This window comes from uncultured Gimesia sp., assembly GCF_937919775.1.
GTDB lineage: Bacteria > Planctomycetota > Planctomycetia > Planctomycetales > Planctomycetaceae > Gimesia.
In genome coordinates, this window is sequence record NZ_CALFPF010000784.1 from 1 (window position 1) to 13,299 (window position 13,299).

A 13,299-nucleotide genomic window follows, 5' to 3' on the forward strand; every position below is an offset into this window, starting at 1 on the left:
ACGAACTTCGATCTAAAATAGAACGAAACAGGTCAATACAATAAATACTTCGCCCGCCTGACGGCGAACTCGGCCAGATCTTCTTGATACAAAGCTCGAATCTGTGACACTGTTTTGCTGGCAAGGATGGCATCAAATACACGCTCATTGGCCAGCAAGCGGTTCAAGTTTTTTGTCTCCCACTGATCGGGAAATATCTGGCGTAATTGATGCGCAACTTCCAGACCGGTACGCACAGACTGAAACTGCCGCCGATCGGTAATGAGAAAATTCACGCCCCCGCACAACTCACCGACAAACTTGCTGGACTCAGGCGTAAATTGCACGGGAACAAAACGCACTCCGGGCAATCCCGACTGATTCAACTGCCGCGCGAGTTGCTTGCCATCCAGCCAGGGAGCCCCAATCCATTCAAAGGGGGTATCGGTTCCCCGACCGACCGACAGATTGGTCGTCTCCAGCAAACCGATGCCGGGATAAAAGACTGCTTCGTTCAGGTTTCGCATGTTGGGAGAGGGATTCACCCAGGTCAGGCCGGTCTCATCAAAATACATTTCCCGTTTCCAGTTCTGCAGAGGAATCACCTGCAGCTCAACATCGATCTTCATTTCGCTGTTAAACAACCGCGCCAGCTCTCCGACCGTCATACCGTGACGAACGGGAATCCGGTGATAGCCGACGAACGATTGTGTGCCCTCATCCAGCACGGGCCCGGCAAAATCCACGCCGTTAATCGGATTAGGACGATCCAGCACAATAAATTTAATCCCCTGCTTTTTCGCCGCCTGCATCGAATTTCCCATCGTGGAAATGTAAGTATAAAACCGCGTACCGATATCCTGAATGTCGAACACCAGTGCATCCAGTCCCTGCAGGCTCTCCGGCGTAGGGGTTCGTGTTTTTCCGTAAAGGCTGAAAATTTTCAGACCTGTTTTGTCATCAGTGGAATCGCCGATCTTCGAAACATCCAGTTTGCCGGCGAAACCGTGTTCGGGGCTGAACAAGGTGACCAGTTGGACGTCGGGCGCATCATTCAGAATCTGCACAGTGCTTTTGCCATCGCGGCTTAAACCGGTGTGATTGGTAATCAAACCAATTTTCAAGCCTTTGAGAGATTTGAACTGGTCCTTTTGCAGAACATCAATCCCGGTCAGCACTGCTAAGTCATCACTGGCAGCGACCGTTGCTGCAGACTGCGAAACGGGCCGCTCGTTAATTGCTGCGGCTGCAATCGTTCCGATCCGTCCTGCCAGCGAATTGACCGAACCTTTTCCGTCCGGATGAACACGATTGCTGAGAAAAATCACAAACAGGTTCTGACCAGGATCAATCCAGAGTGACGTCCCCGTAAACCCGCCATGACCAAACGCCCGGCGCGAAAAGAAATCACCTCGATTGGAAGAATAGCGCGAGAGTACATCCCAGCCGAGACCACGCACGACATCTTCAACGGGATAACCGCGCGTCATAATGTCGATGGTCTCCGGTTTCAAAATCCGTACGCCCGCATACGAACCCTGGTTGAGCATAGCCTGCGCATAAATCGCCAGATCCTCTGCCGTTGAGAATAATCCCGCGTGACCGGCCACGCCTTCCAGGGCATACGCCCGCGGATCATGCACTTCGCCTTGCATCCAGCGTTCTTCGCGTTGTTGTGTTGTAGCAGCACGTTTTTTTAATTCGATTGCTGGTAGATAACCGGTCTCTTTCATACCTAACGGTTGAAATAGATTCTCGGCGGAGTATTCATGCACGGACTGACCTGTCACGCGTTTGACAATCTCGGCCAGTAATATGAATCCCACGTCCGTATAAACAAAACGGGTTCCCGGCTCATAATAGAGCTTCAACTCATAAATGCGTTCCATCGCTTTGTCGGGGCCATCCCGATAGTCTTTGATCGAATTATCCGGTATCAATCCGCCCTGATGAGTCAATAACTGGTAAACGGTTACCGCCTGTTTGCCATTTGCGGCGAATTCCGGAATATATTGTGAAACCGGATCGCTGAGCTTGATCTTCCCCTGCTCCACTAACTGCATCACGCTCGTAGCGGTGGCGACGGGTTTTGTTAACGATGCCATATCAAACACCGTATCGACAGTCATCGCCACTTTTTCAGGCTGCAGTTGCCGATCGCCGTACGCTTTCAGGAAAACAATCTTTCCCTGGTATCCCACCAGCACAACGGCTCCGGGCATCGAATTGCTCTCCAGACCGCGCTGCACCACAAAATCGATCAGATCCAGCCGCCCCGCATCCATGCCGACGGATTCCGGCTTGACGTGCGGCAATCGTGGCGGGACTCCGGCAGTACCATGCTGCAGACTATAAAATAGAAACAGGCAACAGGCGGCAATCAGAGTGTGGCGCTTCATCAAATATTCCCATTGCTGAAGTCAGGTTGAGTCCTGACGATTGTAGAACAATTTACTCTTCTTCCCATTGAAACCGGGCCGCCATCGGCATACGACGACCCGAGCCAAAAGCGCGACTGGAAAGTTTTATACCCGGAGGCATTTGTCTGCGTTTGAATTCATTACGATCCAGTTTATTCGCCACCCAGCGAATCGTTTCGATCGGAAATTGTTTCGCCAGGCTTTTGATGGAAAGCTCCTCTTCAATCAGGCCTTTCAGAATTCCATCCAGTAAATCATACGGAGGCAATGAGTCCTGGTCGAGCTGATTCGGCGCCAATTCCGCACTAGGCGGCTTTTCCAGAATGTGTTCGGGGATGACCATCCGTCCCGCTCGCCGATTCACATAACGGGACACCCGATAGACGTCCCGTTTGAAGACATCACAGAGCACGGCAAACCCGCCTGCCATATCTCCATAAAGCGTGCAGTAGCCCATCGCCAGTTCACTCTTGTTCCCGGTCGCCAAAGCCATCCAGCCATGCTGATTGCTGCGGACCATGACATTCGCACCGCGAATCCGCGCCTGCAAATTCTGGTCGGGCAATCCCGCGGGCTGCGCTTTCAAATCGTCGCCGATCACGGGGAGGTTTTCAAAAGCACGATGCACTTCATCGATAGGAATGATTTCATAGTCGAGACCCAGATTCTTCACCAGCTCCAGTGAATCAGCAATGCTGTGCTCGCTGCTGTAGCGGCTGGGGAGCAACAGCGCATGCACGCGCTCGGGGCCAATGGCTTCGGCGGCAATCGCACAGGCCAGCGCACTATCGATCCCGCCGGATAAGCCCAGCACACAATCGGTAAACCCGCACTTCTGCATATAATCTCGCAGACCGAGTACGAGTGCTTCAAACAGCTGTTTCTCGCGTGAACACGGTTCGATTTCAAGGGGACCGGCTTTCGGAGACTGATCCGTATCATAGTATTGCAGGTCTTCTCGAAATCCGGGCATCTGAAGCACAATCCGGCTCTCCCGATCTGTCACAAAACTCTGTCCGTCGAACACAAGATCATCGTTGCCCCCCACTTGATTCACAAACAGGTAGGGAATAGCAAAACGATCCACGTGCGAATGTACAATTTGATGCCGGCGGTCCCGCTTATCAATTTCAAACGGGCTGGCAGAAATATTGATCAGCAAATCAGAGCCGGCTTCCGCCAGCATCTTGACGGGATCGGGTAATTCGACAGGCTGATTATGATAAAACGTATCCGGCTGCCCCCACCAGGCGTCTTCGCAGATATGCAATCCCAGTTTGAGCCCCTGGAACAGAATCGGCTTGATACTGCTCAGATCCGCATGACGAAAATAGCGTTGTTCATCAAACACATCGTAATTGGGAAGCAGTAATTTATGAATGCGGGCGGCTGTTTTTCCCTGATGCAGCAAACTGGCAGCGTTGGCAAACCGCCCGGCAGGCAGATCACGCCCGCTGGGATGCCCCACGATCACGCCGATCTTCGATTTTATTTGTCGCGCCAGCCGCTCGACTGCCCGATCGCAGGCCTCAATAAAACCTTCCCGCAGGAGAATGTCTTTGGGAGGATAGCCACAGACGGCCAGTTCAGAAAAAAGAATCAGGTCGGCTTCCGCCTGTTCTGCCCGATGTACAGCTTCCAAAATACGCTGACAATTTCCGCGCAGATCACCTACCGTCGGATTCAGTTGTGCCAAAGCAATTTTCACAGACGTTCTTTTCTCCCGAAACTGATGCCATCGTAATAACAATTTTACCGGTCATTCCGGCTGTAATACCAGAATTCGCTGAAAACAAACTCACATTCGACTGAACTTCTAAAAAAGCAGGACGAATCGCGGCCTTTTTTTTGACCGATCAACAGTCTCGAACTAAGTTTAGGTGAGCAGATCCATATCTCTCAAGGGAACGGGGTCACTGTCAAAGCCCGCTTTTAATCAATTTCCCTTCTCGAATTACTCCGGGACTGAGATCTCTAATGGCACATTCTAGAACAAGATCTTTGGCAGAAACAGGGACACGCCCTTTACTGAGCCACACTTCGATCCTGATTATCAGTATCTTTGTGCTCGGAATGGCAACCGGGGGTATTTCTCATCTCCCCGCAGACAGCACCTACCTGATGATGGGCGTGTTTGGTCTGATCTCCTATTTTGGACTGGGGGCGCTGGCGAGCACCAGAGAACGGAAGCGCCGACAGCAGCTGATGGAGAAAAAGGAAGAAGCACTGGAAGGGCGGCTGGAACGTCATCTCACAAATGACTCCCAGACCAACTCACCACAACGTGTTGCTGCGGCCAGTTATGATCAGAGCAGTCAATACCAGACGGTGAACCTGCAGGCCTTCCCGTATCGAAACCGCTATTAGCGGCTGCCTGCTGCATTGCGGACATCTGAGGACGGCTCTAACCTGCAATCACAGATTAGAAACCGCCTCTGATTTCCACGAAATAACTTTAATTGGCAGAAGGAGGAGTGACCCGACGCACGCGGCTCAGGGCATTCTTCGCAGCAGTTCTGACTTCGGAATTCGTATCAAATCGTGCCTTCTGCAGTTCCGGGATCGATTTGTGAGCATAAGGCCCGATTTCTCCCAACGCATAAGCGGCTCCGGCACGAACCTGGCTGGCTTTATCCTGCAAGGCAATGGATAAGGCTGCGACCACCCGGTCATCTTCCGGTTTCAAATCAGCCAGACTATAGCTGGCTAACCAGCGGATATTGACATCTTTGGATAGCAGGCAATCAGCCAGCGTTTTATTGGCCTGATATTTCCACTCTGAATCGCGGGCCAGCAGTTCTGCTGTATGCATGCGAACGTACTCATTACTGTCAGACAGTGATCGGACCAGGATCGGCGTCAATTCCTGAGAAGTAAATCCAATCTGTGCCAGAACGGCGGCAGCGAAGGAACGATCACTTTCGATTGAGGAATTCATTGCATCAACCAGTGTGGGAATCGAATCGTCAGTATTCCCTTCGATTTTCCACAAGGAAAACGCACACTGAATCCGAACCCCCATATTTTCATGCAGCGATAAGGATCGCAGTGCAGGCACTGCAGCGACTGCTTCTGTTTCCATTGCTCCCAGTCGTTGAATGGACTGTTTCAGCATGGGTACATCTTTTGACTCAAGCTGCCGAACCAGTTCCAGCACTTCCCCTTTCGCCTCCGGGCACATTGCTGCCGCTGTCATCGGCTGTATAATTTCCAGCTTAGGCTGGCTCACACTGGCATTCTGCACAAGAGGCTTGCGGGGCTGGACATCAGACTCCAAATCGACACTTCGTGAAACAGTATTGACAGTCGGCATTTTTTCGAAGCTTTTCACATCAGGGTCAACGGGTTTCCATTTCCCAAGCTGAGTCACAGATTCTCCTTCAAACGGAGACCTGGCGGCCGTGACCTGATTGTAGTTTACAAAAGGCCGACTCTCTTCAGTTTGAGGCACGGTCTGCTGAACCAGTTGAAATCGAGGCTCTTCCACCGCCTGATCTGCTTCAGGAGGAGTGAAATCCGCGATCAGCTCGTTCTGTAATTCACGCATCAATTCGTACGCAGAGCGTTTCGTTTTCACGTTATTTTGATTAGCCTGAACCGGTTTCGTCTCAACGCGGGCGACCATTTCTTTTCTGGCCACTTCCACCGTCTGTTGTTCTTTCTTGACAGTTGGTTCCACCCGATTCATATCCTGATCTGTCAGTCTTCTGAACGAGACTTCTTCTTTCGCTTCCGGACGCGTTTCTGCCTGAGCCAGAATCGCATCCAACTCACTGCGTTTTTGCTTTGCTTCTGTTTTCACTTCTTCCGTTTTGATAATTTCTACTTTGGCAATTTCCGTTTGCGGTTCTTCAAACGCGGATTCATTCAACTCAGGATCGGCCAGGAACGGATTTTCAAATTCCTGTGTCCTATTCTCTTTTCCAAGATTTTCACGAATCGTCCGGAAAGGTGAATTCTTTGCTGCAGCGACTTCCGTCACCTGCTTCGTATCAACTATTTTCTTGTCAGTCTTGGCCAGAGATTTTTCTGTTACTTTTTGAAAGAAATCTTTCTCTATCGCGGCCTTGCCCGATTCCTGTTTTTTCTGCTGAGAGTGATTGACCATCTTCATATCGGATTGAGTTGATTTCAAAGTCGGGTCACTGGAAAGCTGGGCGATATTCTGCTCCACCCGCTTTAATAATTGCTCATTCTGTTCGTATGCTTTGGAACCCGGCTTTAAATCCCGACTGGTTTCAATTTTGCTGATTGCCAGTGCCTGCTGGTAACGATTTAAAGCCTGTTGCTTTTCTCCCCGTTCCGAGTGCAGATGCGCAACAATTTCATGTGCTTCTGCGGGTGAACTGAACTTGCAGAGTTGCGTATAACTTTCCTGCATTTTCCCCTGCATGCCAAGGACGGTTGCCAAACGGGTTATCGCACGCTCACTCTTGGGATCAAAACCGACGGACTTCGTTAAAACTTCTTCCGCCTGCTTATACTTTTTCATCTTGTAGAGGGCATAACCATAATCACTCAGCAGCTCCGCATTTTCAGGTGTCAGCTCTTGCGCTTTGCTGAAATACTTCAAAGCTTCCTCATGCTCGCCCAATCGGTAACTGACAATTGCCAGCCTGTGACAGGCTAGAGCCCGTTTCGGATCTGCTTTATAAATTGTTTCGTAGGCCTTTTTCGCCTTCTCCAATTCTTTTTTGTTTTCCAGATCCTGAGCAACGACCATTTTGCTGTCCAGAACCTTTTCCCGTGCGGAAGAAGGGAGCATGGCTGTGGGCATATGAGAACAGCCGGCGAAGGGAACAGCGACAGACGCTGAAAGAACTGCGGCCCAAATACTGCAGCGCTTCATTATGATATCCTCGAAAAAGATGAGTCGAGAGCGATTAGTTTGCTTCAGCCGATTTATGAATACGATTCAGAGAGAAAATCTGAGAGTCCATTCAAGCCTCTTCCGACAAGTTCACTCTACCGGATGCAATTCCAATTACACCGATCATGCCAGATGAAATGTTTTGAACGACCACTCACGGCCTACTGAATAATTCGGTTATTCACGTTGTGCTGATACAAAGGGAAGTACAGAATATCGCATCCATAACGAAGATCGTGCCGAAAGAGCGGGTTGCAACATATGGAAAACCAGAGTAACTTTTTCCACGAAAGTAAGATTTGACGATTATCCGGGATGTACCGCGCCCTATGGGGCTGCCTTGAACAGTTTTCATTCAAAACAGAGCCAAATTCAGGAAAAACCGATGGTCCTGAATGCAATTCGGGCCGGGCGCATCAAGCAGGAAATCCCCATTCTCGATGCATCCAGACAAAATCTGTTGAATCGGTTACCGTTCTAACGCGTTCAAAACCAGCTTCAACAATTGACGGGCAGCGGCAAGCTGCCTCTGTTGCCGAAGCGTGAGTTCCTGGCCGGCGAGGTGACTTTCAATGGAAAACTCGTCGATGAGAGTATCCGACTGGAAAGATTCGACGGTGATCAAATCCGGCGGGTTGTGGAGCTCGGTTATAATTCGACGTGCCATGGCAATACAGATCAACCCGTCCTGATGTGTGGGTGCATTCGGTCCCAGATGTCCGGTAATGGAAGCAGCCAGTGTTGCTTCGGGAGTTTGATTCAAGACTCCAAGTGCCATCTCTCTGGCTGTTTCGCGACTCACATCCGTATATTTCTCTAAAGTCTCCGGCTGCACTCCCAGCCACTTCATTTTCGTATCCCAGCGGTAAACGACTGCCGACCCGCAAAAGAAATCGGAAATCCCAGGCAGGCTGGTCAATAATGTCGCCACCAAACCCCCTGTACAGCTTTCCGAAATCACGAGCTTCTCGTTCTGCGACGCCAGAGCCGCTTTCACATCCGTGGCGGCTTGCATCAAAAACTCAGGTAACATTGAAATCTCCCCAAAAAACGAACTTCGGTCAGCGATTGATAATTTACACGCCACGGCTTCTATTCTACAGTGTGTGCATCGTATTAATCGCCTGTTTACAACATCTGAAAGTGTCGCTCTCTTAATATCATGTCGTGTTCGAAACCCATTACTGATCTCAAACCCTACTTTCAAACTCTCGAAGATCTGGAAGGCCCCTTCAACTGGACTGCTTTTTTCGGAAATGATCATCCGGTGGTTTTAGACGTGGGAGCAGGTCGGGGGTTATTTCTGTTCAATGCCAGTGGCGACAACCCGGACAAAAACTTCCTGGGGATGGAACTCGATTATCGCGAAGGACGGCGGGGAGCGACCCGGCTGCTGAAAGCCAGCCGATCGAATGCCCGCGTCCTGGGAGGGGACGCACGAATTGCCTTTGATAAATTCATCCCGGATTCCTCAATCTCGGAAATTCACGTTTACTTTCCCGATCCCTGGTGGAAAAAACGACATCACAAAAACCGGATTTTTACCGATGTGTTTGTCAGACAAATCACCAAAGCACTGAAAAACGGCGGGGAGCTTCATTTCTGGACCGACGTGGAAGAATACTTCGAACGGGTCAAAAATCTGATGGACCATGCCAGCCAGTTTACACGCCGGGAAGCGCCGAAAGAAAATAATCCCGAACATGACATGGATTACCAGACCAGCTTCGAAAGAAAAAAACGAAATGAAGGCTGGATCATTCACCGCGGACTCTGGGAACTGCAGAAATAATTCCGCGCATGTTAGCAGTCTTCCGAGGGCAGTCTTTCAGTTATCTAACACGGCCTGCTGCAGGTCGAGGGGCTGATTGAATCTGACCCGACGACCGACATGATACCACCAAATCCCCCGGATCGGATAAAACAACACCGACCGCACATGTTCGTGCTGCTGCCGGACAAGACTGAGGTAGGCCTCTTCAAAGTCGGGAAAGTTCTCCCGTAATTTCAGATGCTTGACTTTAATCAAATCGGCGACACTCGACTGGTGTTTTTCATTCAACGCTTCCATTTTCTCGATCCCGAATGATTGCACAAATCGCCTGGGGGGAGAGGGAAATACCAGCGATTCCCGATCATTGGCGGTCAGCAGAGAATAGTCTTCTTCAAAAACCGTATTGAAACAGTGAAACCGCCCGTAGGGAGACAGGGTGATGTGAAAATAAGCGGCGCTCTCCACATGCTCCCAGACCAGAATAAAATTCTGCTGCAACCGATAAACGCCAACCAGTTTGAATTGATTTGATTCCGCCCAGCCAGATTCAATTCGACATTTCACTGAGAGAAAATCACTCCAGTCTGTTTCAGGCAGCAAAATCAATTGCGGCGATCGCATATGTTGAACTGCATAATAAATCAGGATCGGAATCAGAATGAACAGATAGCCGACGATCATCCCCACCAGGATCATCAAACCATTTATCAGATTGTCGTTTGCCAGCATGAACCGATTCCGGACGAAAAAAGTGGTCGCATCTTAAACAGCCTCTGATCAGAACAGAGCGATCAGGATCTGGTTATCTTCTCACCCAGGCGATCAATTTTCCAGCCTAAGAGCTTGGCGTTAATTTTGTCGCTCAACGCGTGGCACATTTCCAGAAAAGCATCGGTGGCACGATCTTCATTCAGCTCGTGAGCGGAAAAATGTTTCAGTGTATCCTGACGCAGGCTGGTAACTTCATCCAGCAGAGCGTGTAACGCGGGGCCGTCATCCGGATGATTGCCGTCTACCCGCATCTGTTTCATTTCGATTTCCACCAGTTGCCTGATATAGCGATCCAGTTTATGTTCCTTTGCTTTATCGCGCCGTTTCTGAGCCCATCGAAACAGCAAATAGGCGGCAATCAGCATCGATACGATAAACGACCGCATCCCCTCAGTCGCTTCCACAAATTCCGAGTTCAGAAAGGGTTTCAATTCGGGGTTGTAAACATGATCCGCGCCGGAATGAATGGGAAAACCCTGCGTATCTCGTGCAAAAACGGTTCCTTGTGCAAACAATTCGTTCAGATGCATCTGTCGCGAAAAGTTTTCATGCAGAATGATCAATGTCACTTCGGAGATCAGATCGTCAGAAACCGATTCCCTCGTCAGGAGATGCGCGCCGCAGGCGACCGTCTGCAGATTTTGCGGGGGTATTGTTGGGCCCATTCGTCGAAACATGCCTGCGGGAATTTCATATTCATAAAAGCTCGATTCCTTTCGGGTCAGCGCACCGATAAACGGGATTTCTAAAATTCGATATTTGCCCGTTTCCAACAGGTGATGCAGGACGGGCGCCTCAATTCCCACAGTCACAATCACGGCATCCAACGTTTTCTTTCCGAACTGTTCTTCGACTTCCTGATAGGAGAGATAGGCCGGGTTAATCTCATCCAGGCCGATTTGCAAATGTCGTAATAGAGGCAGACTGGCCGCCAGATCTCCCGACCCCTGCTGCCCGATCGCAATCCGACGCCCTTTCAGTTCTTCCACGCTTTTGATGCCGGAATCGGCGGGTACAATCACGTGCAACACTTGAGAATACAGATTCGCAATGAAACAGATCTGGTCGGTCGCAGAAATCTTCGTTTGCGGCTGACCTGGTTTCAGCGCAGCGAGCGCAAATTCGGTGCCCGGTTGATAAAACCCCAGATCAGCTTTTCCGCTGCGCAATAACTCCAGATTTTCCAGTGATCCTTTTGTCTCAAGGATCTGCACATCAATGGGTAACTGTTGTTCCAGCATCGTTTTGAGCTGCACAGCCATACCATGATAGCGTCCTTCAGGATGTCCGGCGGCGATTGTGATCTGGCTCGGTAAGGCCGTCATCCACAGATAGGATTGACGCAGCATAACCGGCAGGGAAATCAGCAGGATCACAACCAGTATTTTGAACAGAGATCGCTTCATATCTACCTTCACCGATGAATTCTCAAAAATAATAATCCCTCAGATTCTCAACAGAATGTGCACAGAATATCATACTCATTTTGACTGAGGTTATCCCCTTTACAGGCAAAAATCGACGCTTTACCAATGAAAAACGGACCTGCCCCCCGGCAGTATCAAACTGTTTTTAGATTTCCCGAGTTTGCGGTGCCGTTTGCCTTGGCGCGATTTTTTGGCGAACTATGCTAAGGGACGATACCTCTGTATCATTAGGGAGTCATTGTGATTTCCCCTGACCCTTTTCCCATGTAATAAAGAAGCGAGTGAGTTCCATGTACCGAGTCCTGATCACGGACAATCTTTCGCCAGCCGGTCTTAAAATTCTTGAAGATAACCCGGAAATCGAACTTGATGTTCGTTCCGGTCTTTCGCCGGAAGAAGTACGGGAAGCACTCAAAACGGCTGATGGCATCATCATTCGCAGTGCCACAAAACTGACCGAAGAAATTCTCAAAGGTCAAACCAGATTAAAGGCAATCGTCCGGGCCGGTGTCGGCGTCGATAATATCGACCGCGCTGCCGCCACCCGTGAAGGGATCGTCGTCATGAATACTCCGGCTGGGAATACCACCAGCACCGCAGAACAGACGATCGCCCTGATGATGGCGCTGGCCCGCAATATCGGCCCGGCTTATGCCACAATGAAAGCCGGAAAATGGGAGCGTAAATCATTAACGGGTACCCAGATCGCCGGCAAAACGCTGGCCATCATCGGTCTGGGGCGCATCGGGCTCTCCGTCGCCCACCGGGCTCACGGACTGGAAATGAAAGTCATCGGCTACGATCCGTTTCTCTCCGCAGAACGGGCAGCCGAATATGGCATTGAACTCTATAAGGAAGTCGATGAACTTGTCAAACATTGTGACTTTTTGACCGTGCATACGCCTCTGACCGATGAAACACGCAACCTGATCAACGCCGAACGGATCGCCACCATGCGTCCCGGCGTCCGAATCATTAACTGTGCCCGTGGGGGTATTGTCAATGAAGACGATCTGGCCGATGCGCTCGAATCAGGTAAAGTAGCCGGCGCTGCCTGCGACGTCTTCACACAGGAACCCCCTGAAAACCGACGCCTGATCGACGCCCCTAACATGCTGGCGACCCCTCACCTGGGTGCTTCCACAGATGAAGCTCAGGAAATGGTGGCGCTGGAAGCTGCTGAAATTATTTCTGACTTTCTGACGAAGAATGAAATCCGCCACGCCATCAACATGATTCCTGTCTCGGGCGCAGAGATGGCCGATCTCAAGCCTCATATCGAGCTGGGACATCGGCTGGGCCTGTTTCTGTCTCAGTTGACCAAAGGCAGTCTGAAACGCGTTCAGATCCAGTATCGGGGCGAAGTCGCAGAAAAGCAGACAAAACTGATCACATCCAGCTTTACCGCCGGCTTGCTTTCGAATGCTTTTGAGGCTGATGTCAACATCGTCAACGCGACGATCTTCGCGAAAGAACGTGGTATCGACATTTCGGAATCCCGTTCCACTGAAGCAGGAACCCTCTCCACGCTGATCACGGCAACCGTTGAAACGGAAGAAGGCAAGTATTCGGCTGCCGGTACCATTTTCGGACAGGATTTCTTACGCCTGACACGGCTGGACGAGTTCTATCTCGACGGTTATCTCGATGGCAACCTGCTGATTTATCGGCACAATGATGTGCCGGGACTCATCGGATACATCGGCACGGTCCTGGGCAATCACAATGTCAATATTGCTCATATGGCTCTGGGCCGCCTGCAAAATCAGCCCGGTGGCGAGGCCATCGCGGTTCTGAATGTCGATGGGGAAGTCCCCGAAGCCGCGATCGCAGAAGTCTCCCAGCACAAAGACGTTTCCTGCGTGAAACTCATTAAAATGCCGCCGGCAACAGCCCCGCTGGCCTGGTTGCAATAAGCTCATATTGGCTTAACAGTCGCTTCATCAAATCCTGTCTGATCTGATGAAGCGACGTGGCCATTTTCAGTACACATTTCGCCCGATCCCCATAAAACAGTTGATCGAAGAGCCCCTCAAAGTATAAAATACCTGCGATAAG

General features: G+C 50.4%; 9 protein-coding genes. 3 read left to right on the forward strand and 6 right to left on the reverse strand.

Annotated elements, in window-relative coordinates; translation table 11 throughout:
- Window positions 1-32: 32 nt before the first annotated feature.
- Complete coding sequence (locus Q0294_RS22210) at window positions 33-2,378, reverse strand: exo-beta-N-acetylmuramidase NamZ domain-containing protein (protein ID WP_299469825.1); 2,346 nt, start codon at window positions 2,376-2,378, stop codon at window positions 33-35.
- A gap of 52 nt (window positions 2,379-2,430) precedes the next feature.
- Window positions 2,431-4,107 (reverse strand): NAD+ synthase, encoded by a 1,677-nt coding sequence (locus Q0294_RS22215; protein ID WP_299469827.1) that lies wholly within the window; start codon window positions 4,105-4,107, stop codon window positions 2,431-2,433.
- Window positions 4,108-4,376: 269 nt separating this feature from the next.
- Between Q0294_RS22215 and Q0294_RS22220 the strand changes: the two genes are divergently transcribed.
- Window positions 4,377-4,766 (forward strand): hypothetical protein, encoded by a 390-nt coding sequence (locus Q0294_RS22220; protein ID WP_299469829.1) that lies wholly within the window; start codon window positions 4,377-4,379, stop codon window positions 4,764-4,766.
- Window positions 4,767-4,854: 88 nt separating this feature from the next.
- Here the strand turns inward: Q0294_RS22220 and Q0294_RS22225 are convergent, their stop codons facing one another.
- The gene (locus tag Q0294_RS22225) at window positions 4,855-7,248 is read right to left on the reverse strand and encodes a HEAT repeat domain-containing protein (RefSeq protein ID WP_299469831.1); all 2,394 of its coding nucleotides are present in this window, start codon (window positions 7,246-7,248) and stop codon (window positions 4,855-4,857) included.
- A 490-nt stretch (window positions 7,249-7,738) separates the two neighbouring features.
- Window positions 7,739-8,302: a CinA family protein gene (locus Q0294_RS22230; protein ID WP_299469833.1), complete on the reverse strand. Its 564-nt coding sequence runs from the start codon at window positions 8,300-8,302 to the stop codon at window positions 7,739-7,741.
- A gap of 129 nt (window positions 8,303-8,431) precedes the next feature.
- On the opposite strand from Q0294_RS22230, the gene trmB reads away from it, so the two are divergent.
- Complete coding sequence (gene trmB / locus Q0294_RS22235; protein ID WP_299469835.1) at window positions 8,432-9,061, forward strand: tRNA (guanosine(46)-N7)-methyltransferase TrmB; 630 nt, start codon at window positions 8,432-8,434, stop codon at window positions 9,059-9,061.
- A 36-nt stretch (window positions 9,062-9,097) separates the two neighbouring features.
- Here trmB and Q0294_RS22240 read toward each other — a convergent pair whose 3' ends face one another.
- Together Q0294_RS22240 and Q0294_RS22245 are read right to left on the reverse strand one after the other, a co-directional pair.
- Entirely contained in the window at window positions 9,098-9,772 is a 675-nt protein-coding gene (locus tag Q0294_RS22240; RefSeq protein WP_299469837.1) for a hypothetical protein, read from the reverse strand.
- 62 nt (window positions 9,773-9,834) lie between these two features.
- The gene (locus tag Q0294_RS22245) at window positions 9,835-11,220 is read right to left on the reverse strand and encodes a TAXI family TRAP transporter solute-binding subunit (protein WP_299469840.1); all 1,386 of its coding nucleotides are present in this window, start codon (window positions 11,218-11,220) and stop codon (window positions 9,835-9,837) included.
- A gap of 311 nt (window positions 11,221-11,531) precedes the next feature.
- Here Q0294_RS22245 and serA point away from each other — a divergent pair, with 311 nt between their 5' ends.
- On the forward strand, window positions 11,532-13,157 hold the full coding sequence (serA, locus tag Q0294_RS22250; protein WP_299469842.1) for a phosphoglycerate dehydrogenase: 1,626 nt from the start codon (window positions 11,532-11,534) through the stop codon (window positions 13,155-13,157).
- Window positions 13,158-13,299: the final 142 nt, after the last annotated feature.